Below are 15,426 nucleotides of genomic sequence, written 5' to 3'. Positions count from 1 at the left end.
CGGGCGCATCTTGGCAGCGGCAAAGCTTTTCTTTCTATTCCCACCGGAATGGGGGGATATGCTCGCAGGTCTGGGAGACTTGCCATGCCGACGCTGTCCTCACCGACCGTATCCCCTGCCGCCGGCGCGACGCTGGACGAGGCGGTCGGCGCGCTACGCAGTGCCCGGGCGGCCTGGCGCGATCGGCAACAGCCCCAGCGCGCCGCGGCGATCTTCCCCTCGCGCGAGGCGATCGAGCGCGTCGTCGCGCTGCTCGCCGAAGCGCTTTATCCGCGCCGTCTGGGCCAGCAGCGCGTAACGCCGAAGGACGAGGATCATTTCGTCGCCGCCAAGCTGACCGCCGCGTTCGCCGATCTGGAACGCGAGATCGACCGTGAGCTCGGCTATTGGCAGATGGAGGCGCGCACTGCCTTCGCCGCGGATCAGGCGGCGACGATCGTGCGATTGTTCGCCGGCACGCTCGGCGACATCCGCCGGCTGATCGACAGCGACGTCGAGGCCGCATTCCTAGGCGATCCCGCCGCGGGCAGCACCGACGAAATCCTCGTCTGCTATCCCGGCGCGATCGCCAGCCTGCATCACCGCATCGCGCACCAGCTGCACAATCTGGGCGCGCCGATCGTCGCACGCATGATCTCGGAACTCGCCAACGAACGCACCGGAATCGACATCCACCCCGGTGCGACGATCGGTGCGCGCTTCTTCATCGACCACGGCACCGGCGTCGTCATCGGCGAAACCGCGATCGTCGGCACCGGCGTGCGGCTGTACCAGCACGTAACTCTGGGCGCCCGCAGTCCGCTGGGTGCGGCGCGCCGGTCTCCACGCGAACGCTATGCCCGGCATCCGATCGTCGGCGACGATGTCGTCATCTATGCCGGCGCGACCATCCTCGGCCGCGTCACGATCGGCGACGGCGCGACGATCGGCGGCAACGTCTGGCTGCTCGACGACGTGCCGGCCGGCGGCGTGGTGGTGCAGCCCGAAGCGACATTGCTCGCCCCTTCCGCCAGCCTGGCGCTACGCGACACGCTGGTCGCGGCGCTGGTGTGATGGGGCAGGCCCGCCCCCTGTCGCGGCGTCCCGTCATCGGGGTGCTGTGCTGCAATGAGGTGGCGGCGCGGCCGGTGCAGGTCGTCGCGTGCCGCTTCATCGCCCCGCTGACGACGCTGGCGCAGGCGACGGTGCTGCTGGTGCCCGCGATGCCGGGGACCACCGATACCGAGACGCTCTCCGCGGTGCTCGACGGACTGCTGCTCACCGGATCGCGCAGTCATGTGGCGCCCGGCCGCTATGGTGGTGCGCCGCTGCCGGACGACCAGGTGACGGACGACTGCCGCGACGAGGTCGCGCTGGCGCTGGCCGGACGGATGATCGAGGCAGGCAAGCCCGTCTTCGGCATCTGCCGCGGGTTGCAGGAGATCAATGTGCTGTTCGGCGGCACGCTGGCTGCGGCGAGTCATCCCGGCCGCCACCATCGCGGCGCGTGGGAGGGCGATTACGATTCGCTGTTCGACCACGGCCATGACGTGGAGCTGACCCCCGACGGCCGACTGGCTGGCGCGACCGGCGCTCGCCGCGTCCGCGTCAATTCGGTGCATCAGCAGGGCATCGACCGGCTGGGCCACGGCCTGTCGGTCGAGGCGATCGCAGCGGACGATGGCCTTGTCGAAGCGGTGTCGGCGCGCCCCTGCGGCGGCGAGGTGTTGGGCGTGCAATGGCATCCCGAATGGGACGCGGCCGATTCGCCCGCCAGCCGCGCCTTCTTTTCGCTGATCGGCACCGCCCTGCACGGCGGCCGCCCGCCCGTTTCATCACCATCCGGTTTCTAAAGGGAGAACGACATGAAGACTGCCATCCTGCTGCCCGTCCTCGGCCTCGCCGCACTGAGCCTCGCCGCCTGTGGCCCCAAGACCGAATCGGGTAACACCGCCGCGGAAACGGTGACGCTGAACGACGACGGCGCCGTCTTCGACAATGCAGCGGGTCTGGAAACGGACGGTAATGCGGCCGCGGGCGATACCGCGCTGACCGGCAATGTCGCGGACAATACCACGACCCCGGCGGCCGGCAACGCGCTGTAACGCCTGCCTCTTTTTCGAACACGCCAAGGTAAGCTCCCTAGGCGTAGACTGGCGGTCCGACAATGCTGGTGTCGGGCCGCCTCTTTGTGTGGGGGACGGCGATCCGGGGCGCGCGACGCCGTGGGTACCCAGCGTGCGGTCCCTCAGGGATAGCGCATCTGGTCGGGTCGTCGCCCCAGCGTAGGCTGGGGCCTTTCGCGGATCTGTTCGCGCGCTATCGTCGGAATATCCAAGCCTTCGCTGGGATGACGATGGTGAAACGGAGGCGAGGCTCGTCCAGCCTACCTCTCCAAGCCCACGACGCGGGAATAAATCCCGCGTCGTCAGTCGCCGCTGTAGCGGCGCTAGCCGGACCTTCGGGCAGGAGCCTGCGCGGTGCTGGCTCCTGCCGGCATGCAGTCGCGCTGCATGCCTCCCTTGGTCACAGCTTTTCGGTGAGTTCCGGCACGACCTTGAAGAGGTCGCCGACGAGGCCGATGTCCGCGACCTGGAAGATCGGGGCGTCTTCGTCCTTGTTAATCGCGACGATGACCTTGGAGTCCTTCATGCCGGCCAAATGCTGGATCGCGCCCGAGATGCCGACCGCGATATAGACTTCCGGGGCGACGATCTTGCCGGTCTGGCCGACCTGATAGTCGTTGGGCACGAAGCCCGCATCGACCGCAGCACGGCTCGCGCCGACGCCTGCACCCAGCTTGTCGGCCAGCGGCTCGATCAGCGCATGGAAGTTCTCGCCGTTCTGCAGCGCGCGGCCACCCGACACGATGATCTTGGCAGAGGTCAGTTCGGGACGCGCGTTCTGCGCGATCTCAGACCCGATATAGGACGAAACGCCCGTGTCGCCCGCCGAGGCCACCGTTTCGATCTCGGCAGAGCCACCCTCGGCCGCCGCCTTTTCGAAGGCGGTGCCGCGGACGGTGATCACCTTCTTGGCATCCGACGTCTGCACCGTCGCGATCGCATTGCCGGCGTAGATCGGCCGGGTGAACGTGTCCTCGCCCTCGACCGACAGGATGTCGCTGATCTGCATGACGTCGAGCAGCGCGGCGACGCGCGGCGCGACGTTCTTGCCGGTGGTGGTCGATGGCGCGACGAAGGCATCGTGATGCCCCATCAGCTCCACCACCAGCGGCGCGATATTCTCGGCGAGCGCATGGGCATAGGCCGCATCGTCGGCGACATGGACCTTGCCGACGCCGGCGATCTTCGCCGCCGCCTGCGCGACGCCATCAACGCCCTGGCCGGCGACGAGCAGATGCACCTCGCCCAGCTTCGATGCGGCGGTCACCGCCGACAGCGTGGCATCCTTTACCGTCGAGCCATCATGCTCGACCCATACGAGCGTCTTCACTTGGCAATCCCCATGGCATGCAGCTTGGTCACGAGTTCGTCGACATCGGCGACCTTGATCCCGGCCTGGCGCTTGCCCGGCTCGACGACCTTCAGCGTCGTGATGCGGGGCGTCACGTCGACGCCGTAATCGGCGGCGGTCTTCTGCGCGAGCGGCTTGGACTTGGCCTTCATGATGTTGGGCAGCGAGGCGTAGCGCGGCTCGTTGAGGCGCAGGTCGGTGGTGACGATCGCGGGCAGGTTGAACTTGTCGGTTTCCAGACCGCCGTCGACTTCGCGCGTCACGGTGACGTCGCTCGTCGTCAGCTCGACCTTCGAGGCGAACGTGCCCTGGCCCCAGCCGAGCAGGCCGGCGAGCATCTGGCCCGTCTGATTGTTGTCGTCGTCGATCGCCTGCTTGCCCAGGATGACGAGCTGCGGCTGCTCTTCCTCGACGATCTTGGCGAGGATCTTGGCGACGCCCAGCGGCTCGACCTTGGTGTCGCTGGTCACGAGGATGCCGCGGTCGGCGCCCATCGCAAGCGCGGTGCGGATCGTTTCCTGCGCCTTCGCCTCGCCGATCGAGACGACGACGATCTCGGTGACGCCCTTGTCCTTCAGGCGGATCGCCTCTTCGACCGCGATCTCGTCGAACGGGTTCATGCTCATCTTGACGTTGGCAAGATCCACACCCGAGCCGTCCGCCTTCACGCGGGGCTTCACGTTATAGTCAAGCACGCGCTTGACCGGCACCAGCACCTTCATAGGCTTCCTTCCGATTGCGCCTCCGACACCTTTTTGGCGTCGTATCGGCGGGTGAGATGGCGGTTTTCCGTGCCTTTCGCAAGTCCGGTATGGAAAGCGCCGGTTGCCGTAACGGCAGGCCTACCGCCCAAACGAATCAGGCCCGGACATGATGCCCGAGCCTGAGGAATTTTCTATCGCAAAGTCCTCCCCGCCAGGGGGAGGTGGCGCCGCCACGGGCGGTCGTCCTCCCCCGCTAATGCGAGGGAGGGCTGACGGATCACGCGGCCTTCTGCACTTCGGCGACGATCTTCTTCGCGGCATCGCCCAGGTCGTTCGCGGGAACGATCGCGAGGCCCGAGTTCGCCAGGATGTCCTTACCGGCCTGCACGTTCGTGCCTTCCAGGCGGACGACCAGCGGCACCGACAGGTTCACTTCCTTCGCCGCGGCGACGATGCCCTCGGCGATGATGTCGCACTTCATGATGCCGCCGAAGATGTTGACGAGGATGCCCTTCACCGCCGGATCGGCAAGAATGATCTTGAACGCCGCCGTCACCTTCTCCTTGTTGGCGCCGCCGCCGACGTCGAGGAAGTTGGCCGGGAACATGCCGTTCAGCTTGATGATGTCCATCGTCGCCATGGCGAGGCCGGCGCCGTTGACCATGCAGCCGATGTCGCCGTCTAGCTTGATGTAGGCGAGGTCGTACTTCGACGCCTCCAGCTCCATCGCGTCCTCTTCGGTGGTGTCGCGCAGCTCCATCAGGTCCTTGTGACGGAACATCGCGTTGCCATCGAAGCCGACCTTGGCGTCGAGCACGACCAGCTTGCCATCGTCGGTGACAGCGAGCGGGTTGATCTCGATCTGCTCGGCATCGGTGCCGAGGAACGCGTCATACAGCTTCGACGCGACGCTGGCGGCCTGCTTGGCGAGGTCGCCGGTCAGCTCGAGCGCGGCGGCGACGGCGCGGCCGTGATGCGGCATGAAGCCGGTCGCGGTGTCGATGTCGATCGAGTGGATCTTCTCGGGCGTGTCATGCGCCACGGTTTCGATGTCCATGCCGCCTTCCGTCGAGGCGACCATCGAGACGCGGCCGGTCGCGCGGTTGACGAGCAGCGCGAGGTAGAATTCCTTCGCGATGTCGACGCCATCGGTGATGTACAGGCGGTTGACCTGCTTGCCGGCGTCGCCCGTCTGGATCGTCACCAGCGTGTTGCCGAGCATGTCGGTCGCGTGTGCGCGGACTTCGTCAGCGGTCTTGGCGAGGCGGACGCCGCCCTTGGCGTCGGGGCCCAATTCCTTGAACTTGCCCTTGCCGCGGCCACCCGCGTGGATCTGCGCCTTCACGACGTAGAGCGGTCCGGGGAGCTTCTTCGATGCCTCGACGGCTTCCTCGACGCTGAGCGCCGCAAAGCCCGCCGGGACGGGCACGCCGAACTTCGCCAGCAGTTCCTTGGCTTGATATTCGTGGATGTTCATGGCCTGCCTCGCATTATGCTATAAAGAGGAGATTGCCGCCGCCCTTTGCACAGGCGGCGCGACGAATCCACCCCGGATATAGCACGGGGCTCGATCGTTATCGCAAACGCTTCGCATTAGATGGAATACGCATGTCCTGGCCGATCGGCATCCTTCTGTTTCTAGCGACGGTGATCGGCATGGAGGGCTTTGCCTATGCCGCGCACCGCTGGATCATGCATGGGCCCGGCTGGTTCCTGCATGAGAGCCACCACACGAAGCGCAAAGGCAATTGGGAACTGAACGACCTGTACGCCGCAATCTTTGCCGTGCCGTCGTTCGTGTTACTGCTGGGCGGAGTACAGCTTGGCTGGTGGCCGGGCTTCGCATGGATCGGCGCGGGAATCGCAGCCTATGGCGCGATCTATTTCGGGTTCCATGACATCATCGTCCATCAGCGGATCCCGACGCGCTATCTGCCCAAGTCCTCCTATATGAAGCGGATCGTCCAGGCGCATCGGCTGCACCATGTCGTCGAGACGCGCGAGGGCAATGTCAGCTTCGGTTTTCTGGTCGCCCCCCGGCCCGAAGATCTGAAGGCCGAGCTCAAGCGGCGCGGACGGCGGGGGGTTCGAGCGCCGGCCAACACGGAGCCGTTGGCAGAAAAGTAACGCCTTCCATGGCACGATACAGCCATGGAACAGCCGACCTTCACGCCGCCGTACCAGCCCATCGCCCTCAACGGGACGGAGGAGGGCGCCGAGTCGCGCCGATCGCTGCGCAAGGCGGTGACGATGCGCGCGCACCTGCGCGACCGCGGACAGACCCGGTTCGAGATCGACGTGACCGACCTGTCGCTGATGGGGTTCCGCGCCGAAACGGCATTCGCGCTGTGGCCAGGCACGATCGTGTGGCTGACGCTGCCGGGGCTCGCCGGTCTGGAAGCCGTCGTCGCGTGGCGGGACAAGACGCAATATGGCTGCGCCTTCGCCAAGCCACTGCACCCGGCGGTGTTCGACCATATCATCGCACTCAGCCAGCGATAGGCGCGGCGACACCCGAACTGGCGTGCGATAGCGCCATCGCTGGCTTGGCCGGCGGGGCGGCCTAAGCCGGATGTCGTCCGACGGCGACTTTGCCGTCGTTGATGAGGGACGCGGGAGACTGCGCGCTTCGACACGCTCGGGGCGGACGATAACTTTACGATCGAGTGTTCGAGACGGACGCCGGCAAAGCCGTCGTCAGTCGGGTCGCGCTTGAGCGCGCCCGCTGGCCGTGCCGGGCGCTCCGCTTCGCGCATTGGCGCGGGCGTAGCCGCGCCTGCGCCCGTCAGTCGAACAGGCTACTCACGCTCGTCTCGTCGGCGATGCGCTTGATCGCCTCGCCCAGCAGCGGTGCGATCGGCAGGTGGCGGATCTTCGACGTCGCGCCGATCGATTCGTGATTGCCGATCGAATCGGTGATGACGAGTTCGGTCAGTACCGATCCCTCGACACGCGCGACCGCACCGCCCGACAGCACGCCGTGGGTGACATAGGCGACGACATCCTCCGCTCCCGCCTGCCGCAGCGCCGCCGCCGCATTGCACAGCGTGCCCGCCGAATCGACGATGTCGTCGACCAGGATGCAGAAGCGGCCCTCGACGTCGCCGATGATGTTCATCACTTCCGATTCGCCGGCGCGCTCGCGGCGCTTGTCGACGATCGCGAGCGGGGCGTTGTCGAGTCGCTTGGCGAGCTGGCGCGCGCGCACGACGCCGCCGACGTCGGGCGAGACGACCATCAGGTTGCGGCCCTTGAAGCGCGCATGGATGTCCGCGCTCATCACCGGCGCGGCATAGAGGTTGTCGGTCGGGATATCGAAGAAGCCCTGGATCTGCCCGGCGTGCAGATCGACCGACAGCACGCGGTCGGCGCCGGCGACGGTGACCAGATTGGCGACGAGCTTTGCCGAGATGGGCGTGCGCGGCCCCGGTTTCCGGTCCTGGCGCGCATAGCCCATATAGGGGATCACCGCGGTGATGCGCTTGGCCGACGCACGCTTCAGCGCGTCGATGATGATCAGCAGCTCCATCAGATTGTCGTTCGCCGGGAAGCCGGTCGACTGGAGCACGAACACGTCCTCGCCGCGCACGTTTTCCTGGATTTCGACGAAGATCTCCTCGTCGGCGAACCGGCGGACCAGCGCGTCGGTCAACGGGCTTTCGAGATAGTTCGCGATCGCTTGCGCGAGCGGAAGGTTCGAATTGCCGGTGATCAGTTTCATGCGCTGGGCTCCCTTGCGCCGCCCTTTATCGTCGATGGCGCCTTTCGCAAACCGCTTCGCTTCGCCCGTCCGCGGCGGTAGGAGCGCGGGCATGACCGTCATCACCCGCTTCGCCCCCTCTCCCACCGGCATGCTCCACGTCGGCAATATCCGGGCGGGGCTGCACAATTGGATGTTCGCGCGGGGGCAGCACGGGCGGTTCGTGCTGCGGATCGACGACACCGATGCCGAGCGGTCCGAAGAGCGGTTCGTCGATGGCATCCGCGCCGATCTCGCGTGGCTGGGCCTGACGCCCGATGCAGAGGTGCGCCAGTCGGAGCGATTCGCGCTGTATCAGGCGCGGTTCGACGCGCTGGTCGCGGCGGGGCGGATCTATCCGGCCTATGAGAGCGCACAAGAACTGGATCTGAAGCGCAAGATCCTGCTCGGGCGCGGCCTGCCACCGGTGTACGATCGCGCGGCGCTGACGCTGAGCGATGCGCAAAAGGCGCACCTGCAGGCGGATGGCGTCGCGCCGCACTGGCGGTTCAAGCTGGATCACGACGCACCGATCCACTGGGACGATCTGATCCGGGGTCCGCAGAGTTTCGATGCGAAGACGATGAGCGACCCCGTCGTGCGCCGCGCCGATGGATCGTGGCTGTATATGCTGCCGTCGGCGATCGACGACGCCGATCTGGGCATCACGCATGTCGTGCGCGGCGAGGACCATGTGTCCAACACCGCGCTGCAATTGCAGATGTTCGATGCGATGGGCGTGACGCCACCCGCCTTCGCGCACGAAGCGCTGCTGACCGGCGCCGAGGGCAAATTGTCCAAGCGTCTGGGATCGCTGGGCGTCGCGCACTTTCGCGACGCGGAGATCGAGCCGCAGGCGGTCGTCGCGCTGCTCGCGCGGATCGGGACGAGCGATCCCGTCGAGCCGATGGTCGATCCCGCACCGCTGATCGCCGCCTTCGACTTCGCCCGCTTCGGCCGGGCGCCCGCGCGATTCGATGAGGCGGAGCTGGCGCAGGTGAATGCGCGGATCGTCCACCAGCTGACCTATGACGCCGTCGCCGACCGACTGCCTGACGGCATGGGCGCGGCGGAATGGGACGCGGTGCGGCCGAACCTGGCGCACGTCGCCGAGGCGGCGGACTGGTGGCAGGTGATCGAGGGGCCGATCGCCGCGCCGATGCAGGACGACGCGGCGCGCGCCTATCTCGCCGACGCGGTGGTGGTGGCAGAGGGCCTGGACTGGGGCGACGACGCCTGGGCGGCGCTGACGACGGCGCTCAAGGAGGCAACGGGCCGCAAGGGCAAGGCGCTGTTTCTGCCGCTGCGGCAGGCACTGACCGGGCTGGACCACGGCCCCGATATGGCGGCGCTGTTGCCGCTCATCGGGCAGGCGCGCGCCGTCGGACGGCTGCGGGACGCAGCGGAAGCGACGGGATAAGATCGGTCGCGCGGGGCGACCCACACGAGATCCGGGCACGCGGAGGCGGCGTTCGCGTAGCGCCGTTCCGAGCTTTTGCGTGCCCCCTTAGCGGCCTGCTGACATGCGTTTGCGCAATACCCGGGCATCCGCCCAACCCCTTGACGACCATATGTTATGGTGTAACGTTTCATGTCTGAGCGGCGTTGCCCCGGTCGAGGGCGACCCGACAGAGAGGAGACGGACGATGTATGCTGATCGCTACGCCAAGCAGACCCGTTTCAACCCCGGCGGCCTCACCGCCGCCATCGCCATCAACGCTGCCCTGATCGCCGCGCTGATGTTCGCAGGGCCGAAGATTCTGCCCGATGGCCCGGACCATGTGCTGGTGATCGACAATATCCCTGTCGAACCGCCACCTCCGCCACCGATACCCGAGGTGAAGCCGGCCGAAACTGCACCGCACCACGCGACCGAGACGATCCTGGCACCCGTTCCGAAAGTTTCGGTGCCGACCATCCCCACCGACCTGACCGTAACGACGATCCCGACGCCGCCGGCACCGACCAAGATCATCGGCACCGATCCCGGGCCGGCGGTCGAGGCACCGACCCCGCCCGCGCCGTTGCCGTTCGTCGGCCCCAGCGTCGATCCGCGCTACGCCGACGCGTTCCAGCCCGATTACCCCGCGGTCGAACGCCGTGCCAATCGCGACGGGCGCGTGACGGTGCGCGTACTGGTCGGCATCGACGGGCGTGTGAAGCAGATCGAACAGGTCACTGCGACCAGCGATGCCTTCTGGCGCACAACGCAGGAACGGGCGCTGAAGGCCTGGCGCTTCAAGCCGGCGACGCGCGGTAACGTGCCGGTCGAGGCGTGGCGGACGATGACGCTGACGTTCCGCATGGAGGATGCCGGCTAAAACCGCAGGGGGCCGACGTGTTCGTCCGGGACGCGTCGCCCCTGCGTGGGCTTGGTCTGTTCGCGCTCGCGCTGTCCTCTAAGTCCGAAAGACCTCAGACTGTTTGGGAAGACGGCTGCTCGAATCGAAAAGGCCGGGTTACGACCGACGTGGCTTGGTGTCCGCCTTGGCGATCTGCGCGCCCGACGTGCGGCACTGGGCGCCGATCATCGGATAAGGCACGTCGGTGTTGCGCGCGAGCTGATCGGGCAGTGCCGCGCGGCATTGCGCCATCGACTGGTAGTGGATCGGAACGACCCGAGCCTCGGTGCATTGAACGTTGCCGTCGCCGCAGCCCATGATCGCCATCACGTAGAACAACGGTTCCATGATGCCCTCGCTTGTCAACCGGTAAAATTCGCGAAGGCGCTAGTATGTTCCGCGGCGCGCTTTCTTCGTTGGGGCGCCGTGCCTACATAAGCGGCAATGCCGCCTACCGATCCGACCAGCCAGACCCGCGCCGACCAGCCGTTGCTGCCGACGCTGCGCCGTTTCCTCCCCTATCTGTGGCCCGCAGGTGAAACGGGGCTGAAGGCGCGCATCGTCGTCGCGATGCTGCTCGTCGTCGCGAGCAAGATCGTTCAGGTCTTCGGCGCAGCCTATACGCTGAAATATGCGGTCGACCGAATGAGCGTCGGCGACCGTGGCCTCGTCACGATCGTCGTGCTGCTGGTGGTCGGCTATGCCGCCTCGCGCTTCTCGACGACGCTGTTCGACAATCTGCGCAACGCCGTGTTCGAACGCGTTGGGCAGGATGCGACGCGGCGACTGGCGGCAAGCGTCTTCCGCCACCTGCACGGCCTGTCGCTGCGCTTCCATCTGGAACGGCGCACCGGCGCGGTCACGAAAGTGGTCGAACGCGGCACGAAGAGCATCGATACGATGCTGTATTTCCTGCTGTTCAACATCGCGCCGACCGTGCTCGAACTGGCCATGGTGTTGACCATCTTCTGGACCAGCTTCGGCTGGCCGCTGGTCGCCGCGACGGTGGCGATGGTCGCGATCTATATCGTCTTCACCCAGAAGGTGACCGACTGGCGCAATGCTCTGCGGGCGCAGATGAACGACCTCGACACCGGCGCGGTCGCGCATGCGGTCGATTCGCTGCTGAATTTCGAAACGGTGAAATATTTTGGCGCGGAGGAGCGCGAGGCGAAGCGCTACGACGCCGCGATCAGCGCCTATGCCGCCGCGGCGACCAAGTCGGAAAACAGCCTGGCGTGGCTCAACGTCGGGCAGGCGCTGATCACCAACGCGATGCTTGGCGGCGGCATGGCCTATGTCGCATGGGGGTGGAGCCAGGGGCGCTTTTCCGCGGGCGACGTGGTGTTCGTGTCGACCTTGCTATCGCAACTGTTCCGGCCGCTCGACCTGCTGGGCATGGTCTATCGTACGATCCGCCAGGGCGTGATCGACATGGCGAGCATGTTTGCACTGATCGACACGCCGGCCGAGGTGGTCGACGCGCCCAACGCCGCGCCGCTGGTGGTGGGTCGCGGCCGGGTGCGGTTCGAGGATGTGCATTTCGGCTATGACGCCGATCGCGAAATCCTGAAGGGCCTCGACCTCGACATTCCGGCGGGCACGACGCTGGCGGTGGTGGGGCCGTCGGGTGCGGGCAAGTCGACGCTCGCGCGGCTGATGTACCGGTTCTACGATGTCGACGCAGGCGCGATCACGATCGACGGGCAGGACGTGCGCGCCGTGACACAGGCGTCGTTACGCACCGCGATCGGCATCGTCCCGCAAGACACGGTGCTGTTCAACGACACGATCGGCTACAATATCGGCTACGGCCGCGAGGGTGCATCGGATGCGGAGATCGCGAACGCTGCAACGGGTGCGGCGATCGCCGGCTTCATCGAACGCCAACCCGAGGGCTTCGCGACGCGCGTCGGCGAACGCGGGCTCAAGCTGTCGGGCGGCGAGAAGCAACGCGTCGCGATCGCGCGCACATTGCTGAAGAACCCGCCGATCCTAATCCTAGACGAAGCGACCAGCGCGCTCGACAGCCGGACCGAGGCGGAGATCCTCGACACGCTGAAGGCGATCGAGCGCGGCCGCACGACGATCGTCATCGCGCACCGCCTGTCGACGGTGGTGCATGCCGATCAGATCGTCGTCCTCGACGGTGGCCGGGTGGCGGAGCGCGGTACGCATGCGGAACTGCTGAAGCTCGGCGGGCTCTATGCGGAAATGTGGGCGCGGCAGGCGCAAGAGCGCGACGACGAGGATGTCGCCGGTGCCGGCGAGGGCGCGCTGGCGGCGGAATAGCGGCCGTCTTACCGGGCGCAGGTGAGCCGTATCACCTCCGCCGTCCGGTCGAATACGATCGACGAGCAATGCTGCAGCTGGTCCGCCCCCAGCGACAGCGTATCGCGCCGTGGGTCGCGCTTTTTGCCCTTCGCCGTCACGACGATCTCATCGGGATCGACCGGGGCGGCCGGCGCATCCGCATCGCGGATCGCGGCTGCGCTGCCCACGTCGTTGGTCCGAACACCCAGCGTCGTGATTCGCAACGCACCCAGATCCAGCGGCTTGCCCAACGTCATCGTGCGGATCGGCCGTTCGATGCCGAAGAAGATTTCGGTCGGCACCGTTGGCCCCGACACGCTGCCGTCATGCAGGGCGGCAATACGGACTGCCGCACCCGCGGTCGCCAGCGTCCGGGCGTGATAAGGGTCGAAGCGCAGCCGCATCGGCAGGCCGCCCACATCGATCTCCGCATAGGTCGCGCTGAAATTGCCGAACAGGCCGAATACCGCCGATTCGTGACGCGCCTTGAATGTCGTCGTGGTCTCTCCAGCTCGCGCCGCATGCAGTTGGAACCGGACGATCGGTTCCGCCAGCGCCGCCGGCCCGACGCTGACGTCGACGCCAGGGGCGAAGGGCCGCTTCGCCCATCCGACCCGGCGCTTGATCACGCCGTCGCCGAGATCGGCCTGCACCGCCTGAGTTCGGGTCATCACCTGCGTGCCGCCGACGGCATAGCCGATGCTGATACCCCAACTGCCCTCCAACTTGAGCTTCGCGCGCTCGGCGAGCGCCTGATCGATCAGCGGCATCGCCGGTGCCGCCGGATCGATACGTATCCGCGCGGGCAAGCCCGCGATCCGGCCCGTGACGATACTATCGGCGTCCACCACCCGCTCCTGCGGGGGACTAGCCGCACCGACCAGCACAAGAGCGAGGGGCATCGTCATTCGCGTCATCGGCCATTCTCCCATCAACCGCTGAAAGAGGGTCACGATCGTGTCGTTTCGGTGGCGGATCGAAGGCCGGATCGGTCGCATCCTTCGGCACCGGCATCATCCGGACGGGTGGCATCGCGCAGCGGTGCGGCCTACATGAGCCGGCGATGCGTCCCGATCCCCTGCCCACCCTGTCCCGCGTCTTCGGCTTTGCGGGGTTTCGCGGCGTGCAGGAAGAGGTGGTGTCGCGGGTGCTTGCCGGCGAGCGGACGCTGGGGGTGATGCCGACCGGCGCGGGCAAGTCGCTGTGCTACCAGCTGCCGTCGGTGATGCTGGACGGCACCTGCGTCGTCGTCTCGCCCCTCATCGCGCTGATGCACGACCAGCTGCGTGCGGCCGAAGCGGTGGGCATTCGCGCTGGCACGCTGACCAGCGCCGACCAGAATCGCGGCGAGACGATCGCGCGGTTCAAAGCCGGCGAGCTCGACTTGCTCTATATCGCGCCCGAACGCGCCTCGACCGGGCATTTCCGCGAGCTGCTGGGCAGCGCGAAGCTCAGCCTGTTCGCGATCGACGAGGCACATTGCGTCAGCGAATGGGGACACGATTTCCGCCCCGATTATCGCCTGCTCGCGCCGTTGATGGATGCGTTCCCGGACGTGCCGCGGCTGGCGCTCACGGCGACGGCGGACGCGCATACCCGCGCCGATATCCTCGCACAGCTCGGCATTCCACAGGACGGGCTGATCGTGTCGGGCTTCGACCGGCCCAACATCCGCTACGCGATCACCCCCAAGGCGAACACGACCAAGCAGATCGCCGACGTGATCGCAGGCACGCCCGGCCCCGGCATCGTCTATGCACAAACGCGCGCGGCGACGGAAAAGCTGGCCGAAGCGCTCGCCCGCACCGGGCGGCCGACCCGCGCCTACCATGCGGGGCTGGAGCAACATATCCGCGCGAAAAACCAGGCCGATTTCGTCGCGAGCGAGGACATGGTGATCTGCGCGACGGTCGCGTTCGGCATGGGGATCGACAAGCCTGACGTCCGCTTCGTCGCGCATGCCGGCCTGCCGAAATCGATCGAGGCCTATTATCAGGAAACCGGCCGCGCGGGCCGCGATGGCGATCCGGCGGTGGCGCATCTGTTTTGGGGTGCGGAGGATTTCGCGCGCGCGCGCCAGCGGATCGGCGAGGTCGAGCCTGAGCGGCAGGCCGGCGAGCGGACCCGGCTGGCGGCGCTGGGCGCACTGGTCGAGACGGCGGGCTGCCGGCGCCGCATCCTGCTGAAGCATTTCGGCGAAGACCTCATCGAAGACTGCGGCAATTGCGACAATTGCTTAGGGTCTCCCGATGCGGTCGATGCGACGACGGTCGCGCAGAAATTCCTGTCCGCCGTGTTCCGCACCGGCCAGCTGTTCGGTGCGGGCTATATCGAGCAGGTGCTGCTGGGCCAGTCGACCGACCGCAGCGTCGATCGCGGGCATGAGGCGCTGTCGGTGTGGGGCATCGTCGAGGGCGAGGAGTCGGCACTGGTCAAGCCGGTGGCGCGTGCGCTGCTGTTGCGCGATGCCTTACGCACCAATGCCCATGGCGGGCTGGAGTTCGGCCCCGGCGCACGCCCGATCCTGAAGGAGGGCGCGCGGGTGATGCTGGTGCTGCCACCCAAGCGGGTCCGCGGCAAGAAGCGTGACGCGGGCGTGGCAATCAACCCGGCCGACAATCCGCTGTTCGAGGCGCTGCGCACCTGCCGCCGCGATCTGGCCAAGGAGGCGGGAGTGCCGCCCTATGTCATCTTCCACGATTCAGTGCTGCGCGACATGGCGGCGCAGCGGCCGACCAGCCGTTCGGCGCTGATGCACCTGTCCGGCATCGGCGCGCGCAAGCTGGAGGCTTATGGCGATGCGTTTCTGGAGGTGATCCGCGCGGCGGATTGAGGTGGGAATGGCCGCAAAAACGGCTGACGCGGCTCGGTT

15 protein-coding genes are annotated in these 15,426 nt (G+C 66.9%); 9 read left to right on the top strand and 6 right to left on the bottom strand.

The window, feature by feature from the left end:
• Nucleotides 1-84 precede the first annotated feature (84 nt).
• Genes epsC through ACGVWT_RS08575 form a run of 3 tightly spaced genes read left to right on the top strand, consistent with a single transcriptional unit; the run spans nt 85 to nt 2,084 of the window.
• The gene (gene epsC / locus ACGVWT_RS08585; RefSeq protein ID WP_315460907.1) at nt 85-1,053 is read left to right on the top strand and encodes a serine O-acetyltransferase EpsC; all 969 of its coding nucleotides are present in this window, start codon (nt 85-87) and stop codon (nt 1,051-1,053) included.
• Nucleotides 1,053-1,832: a gamma-glutamyl-gamma-aminobutyrate hydrolase family protein gene (locus ACGVWT_RS08580; protein ID WP_315460908.1), complete on the top strand. Its 780-nt coding sequence runs from the start codon at nt 1,053-1,055 to the stop codon at nt 1,830-1,832. Before epsC ends, ACGVWT_RS08580 begins: the two co-directional genes overlap by 1 nt.
• Nucleotides 1,833-1,844: 12 nt before the next feature.
• Entirely contained in the window at nt 1,845-2,084 is a 240-nt protein-coding gene (locus tag ACGVWT_RS08575; protein ID WP_116460223.1) for a hypothetical protein, read from the top strand.
• A gap of 421 nt (nt 2,085-2,505) precedes the next feature.
• Here ACGVWT_RS08575 and ACGVWT_RS08570 read toward each other — a convergent pair whose 3' ends face one another.
• The 3 genes from ACGVWT_RS08570 to sucC all read right to left on the bottom strand — a co-directional run bounded on the left by ACGVWT_RS08570 (nt 2,506) and on the right by sucC (nt 5,637).
• Nucleotides 2,506-3,435: an electron transfer flavoprotein subunit alpha/FixB family protein gene (locus ACGVWT_RS08570; protein WP_116460222.1), complete on the bottom strand. Its 930-nt coding sequence runs from the start codon at nt 3,433-3,435 to the stop codon at nt 2,506-2,508.
• Nucleotides 3,432-4,178, bottom strand: a complete 747-nt coding sequence (locus ACGVWT_RS08565; RefSeq protein ID WP_315460909.1) for an electron transfer flavoprotein subunit beta/FixA family protein — start codon at nt 4,176-4,178, stop codon at nt 3,432-3,434. The genes ACGVWT_RS08570 and ACGVWT_RS08565 overlap by 4 nt, the downstream gene beginning before the upstream one ends.
• A gap of 259 nt (nt 4,179-4,437) precedes the next feature.
• Entirely contained in the window at nt 4,438-5,637 is a 1,200-nt protein-coding gene (sucC, locus tag ACGVWT_RS08560) for an ADP-forming succinate--CoA ligase subunit beta (RefSeq protein ID WP_017980456.1), read from the bottom strand.
• Between the two features lie 131 nt (nt 5,638-5,768).
• Here sucC and ACGVWT_RS08555 point away from each other — a divergent pair, with 131 nt between their 5' ends.
• Both ACGVWT_RS08555 and ACGVWT_RS08550 read left to right on the top strand, forming a co-directional pair.
• Complete coding sequence (locus tag ACGVWT_RS08555; protein WP_315460910.1) at nt 5,769-6,287, top strand: sterol desaturase family protein; 519 nt, start codon at nt 5,769-5,771, stop codon at nt 6,285-6,287.
• A 24-nt stretch (nt 6,288-6,311) separates the two neighbouring features.
• On the top strand, nt 6,312-6,662 hold the full coding sequence (locus ACGVWT_RS08550; RefSeq protein ID WP_315460911.1) for a pilus assembly protein PilZ: 351 nt from the start codon (nt 6,312-6,314) through the stop codon (nt 6,660-6,662).
• A 283-nt stretch (nt 6,663-6,945) separates the two neighbouring features.
• On the opposite strand, the gene ACGVWT_RS08545 is transcribed toward ACGVWT_RS08550, so the two are convergent.
• On the bottom strand, nt 6,946-7,881 hold the full coding sequence (locus ACGVWT_RS08545; RefSeq protein ID WP_024310320.1) for a ribose-phosphate pyrophosphokinase: 936 nt from the start codon (nt 7,879-7,881) through the stop codon (nt 6,946-6,948).
• 91 nt (nt 7,882-7,972) lie between these two features.
• On the opposite strand from ACGVWT_RS08545, the gene ACGVWT_RS08540 reads away from it, so the two are divergent.
• Together ACGVWT_RS08540 and ACGVWT_RS08535 are read left to right on the top strand one after the other, a co-directional pair.
• Entirely contained in the window at nt 7,973-9,319 is a 1,347-nt protein-coding gene (locus ACGVWT_RS08540) for a glutamate--tRNA ligase (RefSeq protein ID WP_315460912.1), read from the top strand.
• Nucleotides 9,320-9,545: 226 nt separating this feature from the next.
• Nucleotides 9,546-10,220, top strand: coding sequence for an energy transducer TonB (locus tag ACGVWT_RS08535; protein ID WP_315460913.1), 675 nt, complete (start codon nt 9,546-9,548; stop codon nt 10,218-10,220).
• A 138-nt stretch (nt 10,221-10,358) separates the two neighbouring features.
• On the opposite strand, the gene ACGVWT_RS08530 is transcribed toward ACGVWT_RS08535, so the two are convergent.
• Entirely contained in the window at nt 10,359-10,589 is a 231-nt protein-coding gene (locus ACGVWT_RS08530; RefSeq protein ID WP_116460216.1) for a hypothetical protein, read from the bottom strand.
• 96 nt (nt 10,590-10,685) lie between these two features.
• Between ACGVWT_RS08530 and ACGVWT_RS08525 the strand changes: the two genes are divergently transcribed.
• On the top strand, nt 10,686-12,533 hold the full coding sequence (locus ACGVWT_RS08525; RefSeq protein WP_315460914.1) for an ABC transporter ATP-binding protein/permease: 1,848 nt from the start codon (nt 10,686-10,688) through the stop codon (nt 12,531-12,533).
• 8 nt (nt 12,534-12,541) lie between these two features.
• On the opposite strand, the gene ACGVWT_RS08520 is transcribed toward ACGVWT_RS08525, so the two are convergent.
• Nucleotides 12,542-13,456, bottom strand: coding sequence for a hypothetical protein (locus ACGVWT_RS08520; RefSeq protein ID WP_315460915.1), 915 nt, complete (start codon nt 13,454-13,456; stop codon nt 12,542-12,544).
• Between the two features lie 161 nt (nt 13,457-13,617).
• On the opposite strand from ACGVWT_RS08520, the gene recQ reads away from it, so the two are divergent.
• Nucleotides 13,618-15,387, top strand: a complete 1,770-nt coding sequence (gene recQ, locus ACGVWT_RS08515) for a DNA helicase RecQ (protein WP_315460916.1) — start codon at nt 13,618-13,620, stop codon at nt 15,385-15,387.
• The last annotated feature ends 39 nt before the right edge of the window (nt 15,388-15,426 follow it).

It is taken from the genome of Sphingomonas sp. S6 (genome assembly GCF_043498045.1).
Taxonomy (GTDB): domain Bacteria; phylum Pseudomonadota; class Alphaproteobacteria; order Sphingomonadales; family Sphingomonadaceae; genus Sphingomonas.
Note: the sequence above shows the minus strand (reverse complement) of the source record. Positions and strands in the feature narration are given on the sequence as shown.

Coding starts and splice junctions, on each gene's coding strand:
- recQ (WP_315460916.1), top strand. CDS start 13,618: ATGCGTCCCGATCCCCTGCCCACCCTGTCCCGCGTCTTCGGCTTTGCG.
- epsC (WP_315460907.1), top strand. CDS start 85: ATGCCGACGCTGTCCTCACCGACCGTATCCCCTGCCGCCGGCGCGACG.
- ACGVWT_RS08540 (WP_315460912.1), top strand. CDS start 7,973: ATGACCGTCATCACCCGCTTCGCCCCCTCTCCCACCGGCATGCTCCAC.
- ACGVWT_RS08530 (WP_116460216.1), bottom strand. CDS start 10,589: ATGGAACCGTTGTTCTACGTGATGGCGATCATGGGCTGCGGCGACGGC.
- ACGVWT_RS08520 (WP_315460915.1), bottom strand. CDS start 13,456: ATGCCCCTCGCTCTTGTGCTGGTCGGTGCGGCTAGTCCCCCGCAGGAG.
- ACGVWT_RS08565 (WP_315460909.1), bottom strand. CDS start 4,178: ATGAAGGTGCTGGTGCCGGTCAAGCGCGTGCTTGACTATAACGTGAAG.
- ACGVWT_RS08580 (WP_315460908.1), top strand. CDS start 1,053: ATGGGGCAGGCCCGCCCCCTGTCGCGGCGTCCCGTCATCGGGGTGCTG.
- ACGVWT_RS08555 (WP_315460910.1), top strand. CDS start 5,769: ATGTCCTGGCCGATCGGCATCCTTCTGTTTCTAGCGACGGTGATCGGC.
- ACGVWT_RS08525 (WP_315460914.1), top strand. CDS start 10,686: ATGCCGCCTACCGATCCGACCAGCCAGACCCGCGCCGACCAGCCGTTG.
- ACGVWT_RS08545 (WP_024310320.1), bottom strand. CDS start 7,881: ATGAAACTGATCACCGGCAATTCGAACCTTCCGCTCGCGCAAGCGATC.
- ACGVWT_RS08575 (WP_116460223.1), top strand. CDS start 1,845: ATGAAGACTGCCATCCTGCTGCCCGTCCTCGGCCTCGCCGCACTGAGC.
- ACGVWT_RS08550 (WP_315460911.1), top strand. CDS start 6,312: ATGGAACAGCCGACCTTCACGCCGCCGTACCAGCCCATCGCCCTCAAC.
- ACGVWT_RS08535 (WP_315460913.1), top strand. CDS start 9,546: ATGTATGCTGATCGCTACGCCAAGCAGACCCGTTTCAACCCCGGCGGC.
- sucC (WP_017980456.1), bottom strand. CDS start 5,637: ATGAACATCCACGAATATCAAGCCAAGGAACTGCTGGCGAAGTTCGGC.